This window comes from Curtobacterium citri (assembly GCF_030362955.1).
GTDB classification, from domain to species: Bacteria; Actinomycetota; Actinomycetes; order Actinomycetales; family Microbacteriaceae; genus Curtobacterium; species Curtobacterium citri.
Window position 1 is genome coordinate 105,373 of sequence record NZ_JAUCML010000010.1, and the last position, 15,608, is coordinate 120,980.

General features: G+C 72.8%; 16 protein-coding genes and 1 tRNA gene. 11 read left to right on the forward strand and 6 right to left on the reverse strand.

Annotation, left to right across the window (positions count from 1 at the left end):
* Position 1 precedes the first annotated feature (1 nt).
* A complete protein-coding gene (gene moaA / locus QUG92_RS14295) occupies positions 2-1,081 on the reverse strand; it encodes a GTP 3',8-cyclase MoaA (RefSeq protein ID WP_083264031.1) in 1,080 nt (359 codons plus the stop codon).
* A gap of 10 nt (positions 1,082-1,091) precedes the next feature.
* On the reverse strand, positions 1,092-2,549 hold the full coding sequence (locus tag QUG92_RS14300; RefSeq protein WP_289459594.1) for a glycosyltransferase family 87 protein: 1,458 nt from the start codon (positions 2,547-2,549) through the stop codon (positions 1,092-1,094).
* 21 nt (positions 2,550-2,570) lie between these two features.
* Between QUG92_RS14300 and QUG92_RS14305 the strand changes: the two genes are divergently transcribed.
* From QUG92_RS14305 to pheA, 4 genes are read left to right on the forward strand one after another with little or no spacing between them, the layout of a single operon-like run.
* Positions 2,571-4,031 (forward strand): molybdopterin-dependent oxidoreductase, encoded by a 1,461-nt coding sequence (locus QUG92_RS14305; protein ID WP_289459595.1) that lies wholly within the window; start codon positions 2,571-2,573, stop codon positions 4,029-4,031.
* Positions 4,028-4,483 (forward strand): hypothetical protein, encoded by a 456-nt coding sequence (locus QUG92_RS14310; protein WP_289459596.1) that lies wholly within the window; start codon positions 4,028-4,030, stop codon positions 4,481-4,483. Before QUG92_RS14305 ends, QUG92_RS14310 begins: the two co-directional genes overlap by 4 nt.
* 9 nt (positions 4,484-4,492) lie before the next feature.
* On the forward strand, positions 4,493-5,590 hold the full coding sequence (locus QUG92_RS17140; protein ID WP_353063242.1) for a GNAT family N-acetyltransferase: 1,098 nt from the start codon (positions 4,493-4,495) through the stop codon (positions 5,588-5,590).
* A 9-nt stretch (positions 5,591-5,599) separates the two neighbouring features.
* On the forward strand, positions 5,600-6,556 hold the full coding sequence (gene pheA, locus QUG92_RS14325; protein ID WP_289459597.1) for a prephenate dehydratase: 957 nt from the start codon (positions 5,600-5,602) through the stop codon (positions 6,554-6,556).
* Positions 6,557-6,668: 112 nt separating this feature from the next.
* Here the strand turns inward: pheA and QUG92_RS14330 are convergent, their stop codons facing one another.
* Both QUG92_RS14330 and QUG92_RS14335 read right to left on the reverse strand, forming a co-directional pair.
* Positions 6,669-7,751, reverse strand: a complete 1,083-nt coding sequence (locus QUG92_RS14330; protein ID WP_289459598.1) for a diacylglycerol/lipid kinase family protein — start codon at positions 7,749-7,751, stop codon at positions 6,669-6,671.
* 41 nt (positions 7,752-7,792) lie between these two features.
* Positions 7,793-8,158 carry a VOC family protein gene (locus QUG92_RS14335; protein WP_289459599.1) on the reverse strand — a complete coding sequence of 122 codons (366 nt, stop codon included), beginning with the start codon at positions 8,156-8,158 and terminating at the stop codon, positions 7,793-7,795.
* Positions 8,159-8,219: 61 nt separating this feature from the next.
* On the opposite strand from QUG92_RS14335, the gene QUG92_RS14340 reads away from it, so the two are divergent.
* The 5 genes from QUG92_RS14340 (at position 8,220) to QUG92_RS14360 (ending at position 11,626) form a co-directional block, all read left to right on the forward strand.
* Positions 8,220-8,681: a MarR family winged helix-turn-helix transcriptional regulator gene (locus QUG92_RS14340; RefSeq protein ID WP_289459601.1), complete on the forward strand. Its 462-nt coding sequence runs from the start codon at positions 8,220-8,222 to the stop codon at positions 8,679-8,681.
* Between the two features lie 74 nt (positions 8,682-8,755).
* Positions 8,756-10,024 (forward strand): serine--tRNA ligase, encoded by a 1,269-nt coding sequence (serS, locus tag QUG92_RS14345; protein ID WP_289459603.1) that lies wholly within the window; start codon positions 8,756-8,758, stop codon positions 10,022-10,024.
* Positions 10,021-10,944 carry an HAD family hydrolase gene (locus tag QUG92_RS14350; RefSeq protein WP_289459605.1) on the forward strand — a complete coding sequence of 308 codons (924 nt, stop codon included), beginning with the start codon at positions 10,021-10,023 and terminating at the stop codon, positions 10,942-10,944. The genes serS and QUG92_RS14350 overlap by 4 nt, the downstream gene beginning before the upstream one ends.
* Positions 10,945-11,006: 62 nt before the next feature.
* A tRNA-Ser gene (locus QUG92_RS14355) sits at positions 11,007-11,091 on the forward strand.
* Positions 11,092-11,095: 4 nt separating this feature from the next.
* Complete coding sequence (locus tag QUG92_RS14360) at positions 11,096-11,626, forward strand: GNAT family N-acetyltransferase (protein ID WP_289459606.1); 531 nt, start codon at positions 11,096-11,098, stop codon at positions 11,624-11,626.
* Positions 11,627-11,840: 214 nt separating this feature from the next.
* On the opposite strand, the gene QUG92_RS14365 is transcribed toward QUG92_RS14360, so the two are convergent.
* A complete protein-coding gene (locus tag QUG92_RS14365) occupies positions 11,841-12,668 on the reverse strand; it encodes a helix-turn-helix transcriptional regulator (RefSeq protein ID WP_289459608.1) in 828 nt (275 codons plus the stop codon).
* A 111-nt stretch (positions 12,669-12,779) separates the two neighbouring features.
* Between QUG92_RS14365 and hxlB the strand changes: the two genes are divergently transcribed.
* Both hxlB and hxlA read left to right on the forward strand, forming a co-directional pair.
* Complete coding sequence (gene hxlB, locus QUG92_RS14370) at positions 12,780-13,352, forward strand: 6-phospho-3-hexuloisomerase (RefSeq protein ID WP_289459611.1); 573 nt, start codon at positions 12,780-12,782, stop codon at positions 13,350-13,352.
* A gap of 59 nt (positions 13,353-13,411) precedes the next feature.
* Entirely contained in the window at positions 13,412-14,050 is a 639-nt protein-coding gene (gene hxlA / locus QUG92_RS14375; RefSeq protein ID WP_069713622.1) for a 3-hexulose-6-phosphate synthase, read from the forward strand.
* A 69-nt stretch (positions 14,051-14,119) separates the two neighbouring features.
* Here hxlA and QUG92_RS14380 read toward each other — a convergent pair whose 3' ends face one another.
* Positions 14,120-15,514 carry a PepSY-associated TM helix domain-containing protein gene (locus QUG92_RS14380; protein ID WP_289459614.1) on the reverse strand — a complete coding sequence of 465 codons (1,395 nt, stop codon included), beginning with the start codon at positions 15,512-15,514 and terminating at the stop codon, positions 14,120-14,122.
* Between the last annotated feature and the right edge of the window lie 94 nt (positions 15,515-15,608).

A 15,608-nucleotide genomic window follows, 5' to 3' on the forward strand; every position in this document is an offset into this window, starting at 1 on the left:
GTCATCCTCCGATCGCGCTCATGCCGCGGGCGGGGTGCACGATGCCGTCCGCGTCGTCGCCGTGGTCGCGGGGCTTCGCCCACATCGCCCGCCGCCAGGTGTCGAGCAGGACGTCGTCGTCCGCGCCGGCGCGCAGGGGTCCGAGCAGGTCGACCTCGTCGTCCGAGAACAGGCAGGAGCGCACGTGCCCCTCGGCCGTCAAGCGCGTGCGGGTGCAGTCGGCGCAGAACGACTCGGTGATGCTCGCGATGATGCCGACGGTGCCGAGCAGGGTGCCGTCGAGGGTGCTGACGCGGTAGCGCTCGGCCGGGGCGCCGTCCCGCGGTGCCTCGTCCGGCTCGAGCCGGAACCGCTCGCCGAGCACGGCGCGGGTCTCCTCGGCCGTGACCATGGTGGCGCCGTCCCACGCGTGACCGGGGTCGAGCGGCATCTGCTCGATGAAGCGGAGCTCGTGGCCGCGCTCGAGGCACCAGGCGAGCAGGTCGACCGCCAGGTGGTCGTTGATCCCGCGGAGCAGGACGGCGTTCACCTTCACCCCGAGGCCCGCGTCGGCCGCCGCGGCGATGCCCTCGAGCACGCGGTCGAGGAACGGGCGGCGGGTGACCTCGGCGAAGACGTCCGGGTCGACGGTGTCGAGCGAGACGTTCACGCGGCGGAGACCGGCGTCCGCCAGGGCCTGCGCCCGGTTCGCCAGGCCGATCGCGTTCGTGGTGATCGACAGCTCGACGTCGTGCGCGGAGCAGCGGCGGACGATGTCGACCAGGTCGGCGCGCAGGAGGGGCTCGCCGCCGGTGAAGCGGACCTTCCGGACGCCGAGCGTGTCCGCGGCGAGGCCGACCAGCCGCTCGATCTCGGCCGCGGTCATGAGCGCGTCCGAGGGGATCACCGGGAGGCCCTCGGCCGGCATGCAGTAGGTGCAGCGGAGGTTGCAGCGCTCGGTGAGCGACACCCGCAGGTCGACGGCGCGACGGGCGAACCGATCGACCAGCCCGGGGTCGTCCCCGGGTCGGGGAGGCAGGGCCGGCGACTCGCTGCGCACCCGGCGCAGCAGGCCGGTCGAGGGCAGGATCCGCGCCGTCATCCCGGTGATGCTACCCCGCGTCGACGCGGTCGCGGCTGCGGGGGTCCGCGGACCGCCACCCGCGGGGGTCGAGTCGCCGTCCCCACCGGAGCCAGTCGTCACGGCGGGTGCGGACGAGCGTGACCACGAGGATGACGAGCACCGCGGCCAGGAGCCACCAGCGGAAGGCGGGCGCCGACGGCCACACCCCGCGCAGGGCGATCGCGAGGTTCAGGGCCATCCACTCCCAGCGGCCCGAGAGCACGACGAACGGGATGAGGAGCAGCGCGTACCAGGGGTAGCGCGGGGTGACGGCGAGGAACGTCACGCCGATCATCAACACCTCGGCGGACCAGGGACGGGCCGGGTCGGCCAGGCGCCAGGACACCACGGCGGCGAGGAGCACGATCAGCCCGACGACGACGGTCGCCGCGTCGCCCGGGACGACGGACGACACGAGGGCGAACCGGGAGCCGTCCTCGTAGCCCTCCTCGGACAGGTACCCGGGCAGGTACCCGAGCACCTTCGGGCCGGTGGTGATCACGTAGGGGACGTAGAGCAGGGCGAAGACACCGATGCCGACCGGGACCGCCCACCAGTGCCGCCACCGGTTCAGGAGCGGCGGGTACACGATCGCGGGGATGAGCTTCGTCGCGGTCGCCGCACCGAGGGCGATCCCGCCCCACACCGGCCGGCCGAAGGCGACGAGCACGACACCCGCGGTGGCGAGTGCGGCACCGACGACGTCGACGTGCGAGTTCGTGACCGCCTCGGAGGCGACCAGGGGCGACCACGCCCAGAGCGCGGCCCACCAGGTGGGACGGCCGATGCGGCGGAGCACCATCACCAGGCCGACGGTGACGCCGAGCGACACGAGGAGCCCGGCGACCTGGAACGGCATGTACTGGGCGGTCGCGGGCACGAACGCCCGCACCCCGGCGAACCACAGCTGCGCCATCGGCGGGTAGATGGTGACGACGTCGGGCCGGTTGATCGCCACGCAGTGCCCGTCGGCGCCGTCGCCGAGGCCGCGCATCCGCGGTTCGAGGGGCTTGCACGTGCCGTCGATCTTGTCCGGGAAGAGCCAGTCCGGGCGCAGGTCGGCGAGCGCGTTCGACTGCGGTGTGTATGCGTACGGTGATGTACCGGCGTGCTGTACGATCCCGTCCCAGGCGTACCGGGCAGAGTCGGTGCTGGTGTTCGGCGGACCGACGAGCGCCGCGATCCCGACCACGACCGCACCGCCCAGGACGATCCGGGTCGTCCACCCACGGGGCACGAAGCGCAGCGCGACGACCGCCCCGGCGAAGACCGCCCAAGCGATCAGCGTCCAGGCAACGAATGGTGCACGATGACCGGCACGGAGGAACCCCAGATGCGTGATGCCGAAGGCGATGACGCCCGCCAGCGCCACCACGCCGACGACGGACAGGACGGTCGACACGACCGCGGTCGTCGGGACGGAGGCGGCGCGCGGTCGTCTGCTCATGGTTCCCCGAGGCTACCGATCGTGCGACGGGTCCTGCTGGACGCACGGGCGACCATGGCGTCCCCGAACCGGAACGCCCGGTCGGCCGTCGTCTGGGGTCGGCTGCTCGGCATCGCGTTCGTCGTCTGCTTCGGCACCGGCGTCTACAGCCACCTCCTGCAGGACCCGCTGCCCGGGATGCGCTTCCCGACGCGTCCGGCGCAGCTGTACCAGTTCACACAGGGCCTGCACATCACCGCGGGCATCGCGATCATCCCGCTGCTGCTCGCGAAGCTGAACGTCGTCATGCCCGCGCTGGCGCAGGTCCCGCCCGTGCGCGGGGTGCTCCACCTGCTCGAGCGGCTGTCGATCGCCGTGCTCGTGTCGGCGTCGATCGTGCAGGTCGGCACCGGGCTGCTCAACACGTACCAGTGGTACCCGTTCCCGTTCCCGTTCCGGCAGACCCACAACGCGATGGCCTACGTCATCATCGGGTCGCTCGTCGTGCACATCGCGTCGAAGCTGCCCGTGATCACGCGCTACTGGCGGGCGCGGGACGCCTACGACGCCGAGGGGCGGTTCGTCGCGGACCCGACGGTGGGCAGCGAGCTGCTGCCGGACGGCCGGGAGGCCCGCCCCGCGGTGGGCGAGCGCGCCGCGGCCGCGCAGACGGCCGGCTCGTACCCCCGCGGCCTGACCGGCCGCCTGCTCCGGTGGGTGGACGGCCCGGCTGCGCCGGCTGCGCCGGCGGGCGCTCCCGAGACTCGGGCTGACGGACAGTTTCGCGGTCCCGAGACCGCGGATCCGTCCGCGGAGCCGAGGGTCGCGGACGGTACCGGCGGGGCGGGGGCGGGGCGTGCCTCCCGGCCGGGGCAGGCGGACCCCGCGACCAGCGGGCCGCGCCAGCGGATCGCCCGACGCGGGTTCGTGGCGGCCGTCACCGCCGCGACCGTCGGGGTCGTCGCCCTGACCGCGGGGCAGTCGAACCGGCTGCTCGAACCGCTCAACGTGTTCGGGGCGCGCCAGCGGCACGTCGGTCCCCAGACCCTCCCGGTGAACCGGACCGCGCGCGCCGCCGGGGTCCTCGCGACCGCCACCGCCGCCGACTGGACGCTCACCGTCGTCGGGAAGGACGTCACGCGGACGTTCTCGCGCGCCGAGCTCGTCGCCCTCGGGACCGCGACCGCCGACCTGCCGATCTCGTGCGTCGAGGGGTGGAGCCAGACGGCCTCGTGGCGGGGGGTCCGGATGCGCGACCTGCTCGCCTCGGTGCAGGCGGAGCCGGAGACGCCGGTGCGGATCACGAGCCTCGAGCAGAGCGGCGGCTACCGCGTGACCGAGATGGGTGCGGAGTACGTCGCCGACCCGACGACGCTCCTGGCGCTCGAGGTGAACGGGCAGACGCTCGACCTGGACCACGGGTTCCCCGCCCGGGTGATCGCACCCGGTCGGCCCGGCGTGCTGCAGACGAAGTGGATCGGGAAGATCGAGGTGATCCGGTGAGGGCCACGAGGATCGTGCTCGTCGTGCTGGGCGTGCTCGTCATGGCGTTCGGTGCGTACGTGCTCGTCGCGACCGTCCGACCGAACCGCATCGGGGGGCTGGCGACGTGGCTGCTCGCCGCGGTCGTGCTGCACGACGCGGTGCTCTCGCCGTTCGTCGTCGCCGTCGGGCTCCTGCTGCGCCGGGCGGGGCGGCGGCTCGGCGTGGGTGTCCTGGTCGTCGTGCAGGCCGCCGTGGTGCTCGGGAGCGTGCTCGCGCTCGTCGTCCTGCCCGAGATCGCCGCCAGGCACCACGGGCAGAAGAACCCCACCGTGCTGCCGTTCGACTACACGACGCGACTGCTCGTGGTCGAGGGGGTGCTGCTCGCCGTGGTGGTCGTCGCCCTCGTCGTCGGTGTCGTCCGCGCCCGGCGGTCCCCACGACCACTGGTTGCAGCGACAACCAATGGGTAGCATGGGCGCATGACCGACGAGACGCCGTGGCTCACCCGCGACCAACTGCGGGCGTGGATGAAGCTCGTCGCCGTCATGGAGCTCCTGCCCGCGGCGCTCGACCAGCAGCTGCAGCGCGACGCCGACCTGACGCACTTCGACTACATGGTGGTCGCCATGCTGTCCGAGACGGACGGCCGGACCCTGCGGATGTCGGCGCTCGCCGCCGCCACGAACGCGTCCCTGCCGCGGCTGTCGCACGTGGTGTCGCGACTCGAGAAGCGCGGGCTCGTCACACGCTGCCCGTCCGTGGACGACCGCCGCGCCACCGACGTCCGGCTGACGGACGCCGGGTACGACGCCATCGTCGCCGCGGCCCCGGACCACGTCCGCACCGCACGCCGCTTCGTCATCGACGCGCTCGACGACGACCAGGTCGGCCAGCTCGACGGCATCACCCGCGCGCTGCTCGAGCGACTCGACCCCGAGGGGCGCTTCGCCGCGCTCACCTACCCGCGGGAGGAGGACGACCCGGCGCTGTGCGAGGCGCGGCTGACGGGTGCGGAGGCCGGGGCCGCGGGTGCCGGGCCGGCGGGCGGCGCCGCGGCGGGCCCGACGGGGGTGCTGTTCCGCGAGGTGACCGCCGACGACACCGCGCTGCTGCGGCACGCGACGCTCGCCGCGATGAACTGGCAGGCGCCGACCTTCACCGACGCCGAGCTCGACCGTCCCGACTTCGCCCACTACTTCGCCGGCTTCGACCCGTCGCGCGACCACGGCGTCGTCGCGGTGGACGGCGACGGACCGGTCGGGGTCGCCTGGGTGCGCTCCCTGCCCGCCGACGACCCGGGCTACGGCTTCGTGTCCGAGGACGTCCCGGAGCTGACGCTCGCCGTCGAGCCGCGCGGGCGGGGCCGCGGGATCGGCAACGCGCTGCTGACCCGTCTGCTCGCCGCGGGGCGGACGGCGGGCTGGCCCGGCGTGAGCCTCAGCGTCGAGGACGGCAACACCGGCGCGCGCATCCTCTACGAGCGCGTCGGCTTCCGGACCGTCGGGCGGAACGGCGACTCGGACACCATGCTCGTGCGCTTCCGACCCGCACCGGGTGGAGCGCTGGTACACCAGTAGGCTCGGCGCATGACCGACCGTGCCACGCCGTCCGACACGTACTCCTACCTCGGACCCGCCGGCACCTTCACCGAGGCGGCGCTCAAGCTCGTCGAGGCGGCGGCCGGCAAGCCGTGGCGCAGCGTCAACAACGTCGGCGAGGCGCTCGACGACGTCGTGAGCGGCCGCTCGATCGGTGCGGTCATCGCGATCGAGAACAGCGTCGACGGCGGGGTCAGCGCGACCCAGGACGCCCTCGCCCGGATCCCCGGCGTGCGGATCGTGGGCGAGTACCTCGTGCCGGTGGACTTCGTGCTGGTCGCCCGGCACGGCACCGCGCTCGCCGACGTCCGGACCGTGAACGCCCACCCCGTGGCGTACGCGCAGACGCACCGGTGGCTCGAGCGGAACCTCCGCGGGCACGGGCACATCCCGGCATCGTCGAACGTCGCGGCCGCGACCGCGCTCCTCGACGAGCACCCCGTCGCCGATGCTGCGGTCGCCCCGCCGGGCATCACCGACCACCACGACCTGGCGGTGCTCGCGTCGTCGATCGGGGACAACGCCTCGGCCGTGACCCGCTTCGTGCTCGTGTCCCGCACGCTCGCGATCCCGGAGCGCACGGGCGCGGACAAGACGAGCGTCATCGTCGAGCTGCCGAGCGAACACCCGGGCGCCCTGGTCGACATGCTCGAGCAGTTCGCGACCCGGGGCATCAACATGGGGCTGCTGTCGTCGCGCCCGATCGGTGACGAGCTCGGTCGCTACCGGTTCGTCATCGACCTCGACGGGCACGTGCGAGACGAGCGGGTGGCCGACGCGCTGCTGGGCCTCCGGCGCTTCAGCCCGCGCGTGACGTTCCTCGGCTCGTACCCGCGGGCCGACGGCTTCCGCCCCGAGGTCTCCGCGCGCTACTCGGACGAGGCGTTCGTCGAGGCGCGCGACTGGCTCCGCGCCATCGTCTCCGGCGAGCCCGACCCGGCCTGACGCCCGCCCGACTGCTGGCGCACGTTCCGCAGAACGCAACGAAGGCGGTTCCTCGCAGCGGGATGACGCTGCGAGGAACCGCCTTCGTTGCGTGTTGCGAGGAAGGGACGGCTCAGCTGTGCTCGGCCTCGACCCGGCGCGTCGCCCGCGTCTGGTCGTCGGGGCCGGCGACGCGCACGGTCAGACCGCCGGCGTCGATCCGTGCCCGGAACGCGACGACCTCGCCCACGGGGTCGCCGTCGATCTCGAACTCGTCCGGCCGCTCCAGGCGTGCGACGAACTCCTGGCCGCGGATGTAGCGCAGCGGGCGTTCCTCGCGGGCGGCGGTGGTGATGCGCTTGCCGACCGCGGTCTGGCCCATCTTCGAGCGGCGGAACGAGCGCAGGATCGCGTTCTCCCAGAGCATGCGGGCGGCGATGCGTACCCAGCCGAAGAAGCCGCGCGGCCGCATCACGACGATGTCGAACACGCCGTCGTCGATCTCGGCGTCGGGCAGCAGGGTGGCACCGGCCTGCAGCATGCCGCAGTTGCCGACGATCAGGGAGTGCGCGCGGACGGACTGGTTGCTCTCGCCGTCGAGCTTGTACTTGAACTCGAACGCGTCGGCGTCGCGGAGGGACCGGACCAGCGAGTCGACGTAGGCGAGCCAGCCGACCTTCTTCTTGAGCTCCGGCTTGGTGTTCGCGAGCATCCGGGCGTCGAGCCCGAGACCGGCCATCACGAGGAAGCCGTGCTGCTCGCGGTCGCCGCCCGCACGCTCGATCTCGAGCTCACCGAAGTCGATCGCCCGGTCCTCGCCGCGGAAGATCGTCCGGACGCTCGCGCCCAGGTCGTCGATCGGCGCGGGGATGTTGCGGGCGAGCAGGTTGCCCGTGCCGCTCGGCAGCAGGGCGAGCGTGGCGCCGGAGCCGTGCACGACCTCGGCGACCGCGCGGACGGTGCCGTCGCCACCGGCCGCGGCGACGACGTCGGCCCCGGCCTCGAGCGCGGCCTTCGCCATCCCGCCGCCCGGGTCCTCCTCCGAGGTCTCGAACCAGAGCGTCTCGGCCCAGCCGGCCTCCTGCTCGTGCTTCGCGACGGTGCTCTTCAGGGTCTCCAGGTGCACCTTGACCGGGTTGTAGACGACGGCGGCCGTCCGTTGCTCGGTCGGGAGGGCGTCCTGGTCCGCGGGCGCGGTCTCCGATGGGGTCGACATGCCGCTGACGTTACCGATGTGCGCCTGCGAAGGGACGCCCCTCAGCGCCGGTCGTGCAGCGTCACCGGGTAGCCGTCCGGATCGGCGAACGTGAACGTGCGGCCGAAGGGCCCGTCGAACGGCTCGGTGACGATCGTGTGGCCGTCCGCCACGAGTGCGTCGTGGACCGCCTGGACGTCGGTCGCGTGGAACCAGAGCGCGACGCCGAGCGCCGGCTGCCCGGCGGTCAGGTCGGTCCCCGGCACGAGGTCGCGGAGCGCGAACGCGATCGGCTCGGTCTGGAAGACGACGGCGTGCGGCGGGCCGGCGGGGGAGCGGACGAGTCCGAGGTACCGCTCGTAGAACGCCTGCGAGACGTCGAGGTCACGGACCTGCAGCGAGGTGAAGTCGATCCCGGTGGCGGGCATGGTGTGCTCCTTCTGTCTGTGTCAGCTTCCTGACATGAGCAGTATGTGTCAGACTCCTGACATGCGTCAAGAGCGGATCGACCTCGACAGCTCGGTCGGCTACGTCCTGAAGGAGGCAGCGAGCGCCCTGCGGCTCGAGATGGAGGACGCCCTCCGCCCGCTCGGCATGACGATCACGCACTACTCGTGCCTGGAACTCCTCGCACAGCGTCCCGGTCTGTCCAACTCCGAGCTGGCCCGGGGCACCTTCGTGACCCGGCAGTCGATGAACACGCTCCTGCAGCAGCTCGAACGCGACGGCATCGTCAGCCGTCCCGCCACCCCGACCTCGGGCCGGGTCCTGCCGACGACCCTCACCGACGCCGGCCGACGGCAGCGCGAGCAGGCGAGCGCCGCCGTGCGCGCGGTCGAGCTGCGGATGACCCGGGACCTCGACGAGGCGGGACGCGCAGCGGCGTTCCGTCTGCTCCGCGGGATGGTCGCCGCCCTGCGCGATCATCCGCCCGTCGACGTCACCGACTGACGGACGGGAGGCCCGTGGCGGGCCCGCCACGGGCCTCCCGTCCGGTGGTCACACGGTCCCTCTAGGATGATCCGGTGATCGATCTCCAGCTCCTGCGCGACCACCCGGACGTCATCAAGGCCTCGCAGGAGGCGCGCGGCGCCTCCGTGTCCGTCGTCGACGACGCGGTCGCCGCGGACACCGCCCGGCGCGGCGCGATCACCGCGTTCGAGGCCCTCCGTGCGGAGCAGAACGCCTTCGGCAAGACCGTCGCGAAGGCCCCGAAGGACGAGAAGGCCGCCCTCGTGCAGCAGGCGCAGGCCCTCGCCGCGAAGGTGAAGGACGCCCAGGCCGAGGTCACCTCGGCGGAGGAGGCGTTCGACCGTGTCGTCCGCTCGATCCCGAACGTGGTGCTGCCCGACGTGCCGAAGGGCGGCGAGGACGACTTCGTCACGCTCCGCACGGTCGGCACGAAGCCCGAGTTCGACTTCGAGCCGAAGGACCACGCGGACCTCGGCGAGCACCTCGGCATCATCGACATCCCGCGCGGCGTGAAGGTCTCCGGGTCGCGCTTCTACTTCCTGCGGGGTCTCGGCGCGCGGCTCGAGATCGCGCTCATGAACCTCGGCCTCGACCGTGCGATCGAGCACGGCTTCGAGCCGCTCATCACCCCGACGCTCGTACGTCCGGAGACGATGGCGGGCACCGGGTTCCTCGGCGAGCACGCGGCCGAGGTCTACCGGCTCGAGGCCGACGACCTGTACCTCACCGGCACGAGCGAGGTCGCCCTCGCCGGGTTCCACGCCGACGAGATCCTGTCGTTCCCGGAGTCGGGCGAGGGCATCCGCTACGCAGGCTGGTCGACCTGCTACCGGCGCGAGGCCGGGTCCGCGGGCAAGGACAACCGCGGCATCCTCCGCGTGCACCAGTTCAACAAGCTCGAGATGTTCGCCTACGTGCTCCCCGAGCAGGCCGAGGCGGAGCACCAGCGCCTCGTCGCGATGCAGGAGTCGATGATGCAGGACCTCGGCCTGCACTACCGCGTCATCGACGTCGCCGGCGGTGACCTCGGCACGAGTGCCGCCCGGAAGTACGACATCGAGGCGTGGGTCCCGACGCAGGGCACCTTCCGCGAGCTCACCTCGACCTCGAACTGCACGACGTTCCAGGCCCGCCGTCTCGACACCCGGTACCGGACGGAGACCGGCAAGACGGCGCCGGTCGCCACCCTGAACGGCACGCTCGCCACCACCCGCTGGATCGTCGCGATCCTCGAGACCCACCAGCAGGCCGACGGGTCGGTGGTGGTGCCCGAGGTGCTCCGTCCGTACCTGGGCGGCGTCGAGGTGATCGAGCCCCGATGAGCGCGCACGAGCGGTTCGTCGACGGGTCGGCGCAGGGCGGGTCGTCGGCGACCGGGACTGCTGCGACCGGCACTGCTGCGTCCGGCACTGCTGCGGCCGACACGGCTGCTGCGCCTGCGCGCACCAAGCGCTGGCTCGTCGCGCTCGACGTCGACGGCACGACCATGCGCGAGGACGGCGTCATCACCGACACCGTGATCGCCGCGGTTCAGGAGGCCGAGGCCGCCGGGCACGAGGTCATGCTCTCCACCGGCCGCAGCGAGTCGATGACGATCCCGCTCCTGGAGCGGCTCGGCATCCGCTCGAAGTACGTCGTCTGCGCGAACGGCGCGCTCACGCTGGCCCGCCGCGAGGACGGGTCGTACGAGCGCGTCCACGTCGAGCGCTTCGACCCGAGCGACGTCCTGCAGGTCATCCACGGTGCCCTGGCGAACGCTGCCTTCGGCGTCGAGGACGAGACCGGGCACTTCCTGCTCTCCGGGAACTTCCCCGACGACACCATGACCGTCGCCGGCGAGCACGTGGAGTTCGAGCAGCTGCTCGGCACCGAGGCCACCCGCGTGGTCGTCATCTCGCCCGGCCACGACACCGAGGACTTCCTGCAGGTCGTCGAGCGCATGGGCCTGTCGAAGGTGTCGTACTCGGTCGGCTGGACCTCGTGGCTCGACATCGCTCCCGAGGGCGTGACGAAGGCCACCGCGATGGAGCGCGTCCGGGAGTGGCTCGACATCCCGCGGTCCCGCGTGCTCGCGGCCGGTGACGGGCGCAACGACATCGACATGCTGCGCTGGGCGTCGACCTCCGGCCGCGGCGTCGTGATGGGGCAGGCACCGGACGACGTGGTCGACGCCGGCAACGAGCTCACCGGCGGAGTCACCGACGACGGCCTGGCGGCCGCCCTCGACACGCTCCCGCGCTGACGGCCGGGAGGCCCGGTAGACTTCCCGGGACGCGATCACGTCTCGCCACGTGGTCGCGTCACGGAGGGTTGTCCGAGTGGCCGATGGAGCCTGTCTTGAAAACAGGTGGGCAGCGATGTCTCGTGGGTTCGAATCCCACACCCTCCGCACGATGAGCGCCGGGACCCGCATCCGCCTGGTCGAGCTCGCGGACGCCGCCGAGCTCGCCGCGGTCGTCAGCGCGAGCGCCGACCACCTGCGGCCGTGGGAGCCCACGCGGCCGGAGTCCTACTTCACCGAGGCCGGTCAGCGCGCGACGATCGGATCGCTGCTCGCGGCCGCACAGAACGGCGGGAGCGTGCCGTTCGTGATCGTCGGCGACGACGACGAGCTGCTCGGCCGGATCACCCTGAGCGGTGTGACCCGCGGTGCTCTGCAGTCCTGCGCGCTCGGCTACTGGGTCCGTGCGGACCGGGTGCGCCAGGGGCACGCGACGCGGGCGGTCGGTCTCGCCGTGCGGCACGCGTTCCGGGAGCTCGGGCTGCACCGGGTGCAGGCGGAGACCCTGCCGGAGAACACGGCCTCGCAGCGGGCGCTCGCGCGCAACGGGTTCGAGCGGTACGGCTTCGCGCCGCGGTACATCCGCATCGCGGGGGAGTGGCGCGACCACGTCATGTTCCAGGTGCTCGCGCCGGACGCCTGACGCGCGGGCGGCGGCTGCACGCTGCACAACGGGGAGCACGTCGCGCCATGAAACGACGTGGCGCGACGTGCTTCCCGTTGTGCGCGACCGCGTCGAACCACTATTCCGACGTCGAACCAGGGCGCGGTGCTGGTTCGGTGTCGGATCCGTGGTTCGACGGCGCCCCACGCGGCCGGCGCGGGTGCTCGGCGCGCCGGCGCCCGGCGGGCAGTGCTCAGGGGCGGGCGCCGAGCGCGGCGAGCTCCGCCCGGGTCCGGGCACCGTGCTTCCGGAGCAGGTTCGCCACGTGGTACTTCACCGTGTTCGGGCTGATCCCCAGCCCCTCGGCGATCTCCCGGTTCCCGACACCGGTCACGACCAGCCGGAGGACGTCGCGCTCCCGCTCGGTGAGCCCGGTGTCCTCGGGCACGTCGACGGCCCCGGGTGCCGGGTCGAGGGGGAGCGAGATGTCGAGCGTCGAGCCCCACCCGGGCGTGGAGTCCACGTGCATGGTCCCGTCGAGGGCGACGACCCGCTCGGCGATCGGGCGCACGGCGTCGTCGTGGGTGTCGAGGGTGCCGCCGCCGTCGTCGCGCAGCTGCATGAGCAGGTTCCGTCCGTCGCAGTCCCACTGGATCCGGACGCGTCGGGCCACCCCGTCGTCGACCAGGGCGAGCACGGCCGTCCGGACGATGGCACGGGCGCTGTGCGCGACGTCCCCGGGAAGCGCTCGACCGGTCGCCGGAGGCTCGACGAACTGCACGTCGAGGTCGCCGAACCGGACGAGCGGGCGCAGGTCGGCCCGGAGCCGTGAGAACGCGCCGGCGACCGGTTCGAGCAGGGTGCTCCGCTGGCGGTCGGTGACCGTCCGCAGTTCGACCAGCGCCGCGGACGCGATCTCGACGGCCTCGGCGCGTGCGGCGGTGTCCGACAGGCGGGTCGAGCGGAGCGCGGCGAGGACCGACTCGAGCGTCAGTGCGTGCCGGTCGGCCTGCTCCGCGACGGTCCGGGCGTGCTCGGACGCTGCTATCCGGCTGCCGGGTGCGTGCTCGTCTGTTCCCACGGGGCACGAACCTACCCGTCCCACCCGGACGGACGGTCCCGTCCGATCGGGTGGGGGGACCGCCTGGCCGGGCAGCGGCGCACCCAGGCGAGGGCGAGCACGATCGTCGTCATGGCCAACACCACCGTCGGAGAAGCCCTCGACCTGATCGGCGGCGAGCTCCAGGACCTGATCTCGACGGTCCGCGCAGCCGACCAGGTCCCTGCCGAGCGCGCACTCGACCTGCTCGCCGACGCCGACCGGGTGTTCGTCCACGGCGCCGGACGCTCCGGACTCGCGCTGCGGATGACCGCGATGCGCCTCATGCACCTCGGCCTCGACGTGCACGTCGTCGGCGAGGTCACGACCCCGGCGATCCGGCAGGGCGACCTGCTCCTCGTCGCGAGTGGTTCGGGCACCACCGGCGGCATCGTGCAGGCAGCACGCACCGCTGCCGACGTCGGCGCACGGGTGCTCGCCGTGAGCACGACGGACCAGTCCCCGCTGTCCGAGGTCGCCGACACCACGCTCGTCCTGCCCGCCGCCACGAAGACGGACCGCTCCGGCACCGCCTCGGCGCAGTACGCGGGCGGTCTCTTCGAGCAGGGCGTCGCGCTGCTCGGTGACGCCCTGTTCCACGCCCTCTGGCAGCGCAGCGGACACTCGGCCGACGACCTGTGGCCCCGCCACGCCAACCTCGAGTGACGTCGGCCACGACGCCCACCGACCCGACCCCCACGAACCCCCACCGGAAGGACACCACCATGCAGCTCCAGTTCGCCATGGACACCCTGACCACCGAAGCCGCCCTCGACCTCGCCGGCAAGGCCGCACCGTACGTCGACGTGATCGAGCTCGGCACCCCGCTCATCAAGAGCGCCGGCCTCTCCGCGATCACCGCGATCAAGGAGGCGCACCCGGACAAGGTCGTGTTCGCCGACCTCAAGACGATGGACGCCGGCGAGCTCGAGGCCGACATCGCCTTCAAGGCGGGTGCCGACCTCGTCACCGTGCTCGGTGTCGCGGGTGACTCGACCATCGCCGGCGCCGTCAAGGCCGCCAAGGCACACGGCAAGGGCATCGTCGTCGACCTGATCGGCGTGCCGGACAAGGCCGCCCGTGCGAAGGAGGTCGTCGCGCTCGGCGCCGAGTTCGTCGAGATGCACGCCGGTCTCGACGAGCAGGCCGAGGAGGGCTTCACCTTCGAGACGCTCCTCCGCGACGGCGAAGCCTCGGGCGTCCCGTTCTCGGTCGCCGGTGGCATCACCACCGACACCATCGGGTCGGTGCAGGCCTCCGGCGCCCGCATCGCGGTCGCCGGCAGCGCGATCTACAGCGCCGACGACGTGGCCGCCGCCGCGTCCGCGCTCCGCGACGCGATCTCGGAGTCGGCCTCGGCCTGATCTGCGGAACCGACTGACGGACTGGAGGCGCGGTGCCAGCGGGCACCGCGCCTCCAGTCCGTCACGTGGTCACCGGGTGCGGCGGCCGGACGTGGTGACCACCGCGTCGACCAGCAGGAACCCGAGCAGCGTCACGCCCACGGCGGGCAGCAGCATCGCGATCCCGACGGCGACGACGACCACGGCGGTGGTGCCCCACCACGGCGCGCGCGCCAGCGCACCCGACGTGGGAGCGCGACCCACGCGCGCCCCCGGGGATCGACGCTGCCACCACATCGCGTAGCCGAAGACGACCATCGCCGCGATCCCCAGCGCGGCGAGCAGCAGCACGACCTGGTTCGCCAGGCCGAACAAGGCCCCCATGTGCGTGTTGATGCCGAGCTTGGCGGCCTTGGCCATGAGCGGGTACTCGGCCCACGTGACCTGCGACACCACGGTCATCGTGCCCGGGTCGACGGCGACGGCGTCCATCGCGACGGGCCAGCTCAGCTTGATCTCCTCGACGGTCCACGCCGTGTCGGCCGTCGCCGGCGGGCGGATGCGGACCTCCGCTGCGTGCACACCGGAGTCACGCGCGACCGCGAGCACCTCGTCGAACTGCTCGGGGGTCGTCGTCGGTGCACCCATCGCCGTCGAGCCGCCGCCGTGGTGCCCCGCGTGTTCGCCACCCGAGGTCGACGACGAGCCGTCGAGCGCGGTGTCGACGGTGGGCGCCTGCCAGCTGAGCGACGAGCGGAGCGCGGTCACGGTGTCGCCCGCGAAGTGCGACCAGGTGATGCCCGTCGCCGACAGGAACACCGCGCCGAGGAGCACCCACGCACCGGTGGCCGCGTGCCACGAGAAGGTCCTCCGGTACCCGGTCGCCCGGTTGTCCGGCAGGACGAGGTTCCGCTTCCGCCGAGCACGACGGAAGCGGGACGCCCAGAGCGCGATGCCCGCGAGCGAGACGATGCCGAGCCACGACGCAGCCGTCTCGCTGTAGAGCCGACCGACGTCCCCGAGGAACAGGCTCCGGTGGAGGGTGCTGATCCAGGTCCGGAACGGCAGCGACCCCGAGGTGCCGTACACCGGCAGGTCGCCGCGGACCGCGGCGTCGCCCGGGTCGACGAACACCGCACGGGTCTGCGACTCGAGCAGCCCGTCCTCGTGGAACATGACGCGGGTGGTCGCACCCGGCTCGGGAGCGGGACGGACCTCGACGACGGCGTCACCTGGGTGCCGGTCGTTCACCCATCGCTGCGCCGCCTCGACCTGGTCGGCGAGCGGGCGTGCTGCCGCCGTGGACGGCGCCGTGAGCTCGTGCTGGTACGCGACCCGCTCGATCGACGGTGCCACGGCGTAGACGGCGCCGGACAGTGCAGCGACCAGGACGAAGGGCCCGACGAACACCCCGGCGAGGAAGTGCAGGCGGAGGAGGAGCTGGGCGAACCAGCCCCGTGACGGCGGCGGAGCGGTGCTGGGCATCGGGGCGCGGGTCCTGTCGGGATCGAGCGCGACACCGTGCCGCACGGTCGACCACTCTACAAGACGTAGAGGGCATCGGTACTCGTCCCTCAGC

Coding starts and splice junctions, on each gene's coding strand:
- moaA (WP_083264031.1), bottom strand. CDS start 1,081: ATGACGGCGCGGATCCTGCCCTCGACCGGCCTGCTGCGCCGGGTGCGC.
- QUG92_RS14300 (WP_289459594.1), bottom strand. CDS start 2,549: ATGAGCAGACGACCGCGCGCCGCCTCCGTCCCGACGACCGCGGTCGTG.
- QUG92_RS17140 (WP_353063242.1), top strand. CDS start 4,493: ATGACCGACGAGACGCCGTGGCTCACCCGCGACCAACTGCGGGCGTGG.
- pheA (WP_289459597.1), top strand. CDS start 5,600: ATGACCGACCGTGCCACGCCGTCCGACACGTACTCCTACCTCGGACCC.
- QUG92_RS14330 (WP_289459598.1), bottom strand. CDS start 7,751: ATGTCGACCCCATCGGAGACCGCGCCCGCGGACCAGGACGCCCTCCCG.
- QUG92_RS14335 (WP_289459599.1), bottom strand. CDS start 8,158: ATGCCCGCCACCGGGATCGACTTCACCTCGCTGCAGGTCCGTGACCTC.
- QUG92_RS14340 (WP_289459601.1), top strand. CDS start 8,220: ATGCGTCAAGAGCGGATCGACCTCGACAGCTCGGTCGGCTACGTCCTG.
- QUG92_RS14350 (WP_289459605.1), top strand. CDS start 10,021: ATGAGCGCGCACGAGCGGTTCGTCGACGGGTCGGCGCAGGGCGGGTCG.
- QUG92_RS14360 (WP_289459606.1), top strand. CDS start 11,096: ATGAGCGCCGGGACCCGCATCCGCCTGGTCGAGCTCGCGGACGCCGCC.
- hxlB (WP_289459611.1), top strand. CDS start 12,780: ATGGCCAACACCACCGTCGGAGAAGCCCTCGACCTGATCGGCGGCGAG.
- hxlA (WP_069713622.1), top strand. CDS start 13,412: ATGCAGCTCCAGTTCGCCATGGACACCCTGACCACCGAAGCCGCCCTC.
- QUG92_RS14380 (WP_289459614.1), bottom strand. CDS start 15,514: ATGCCCAGCACCGCTCCGCCGCCGTCACGGGGCTGGTTCGCCCAGCTC.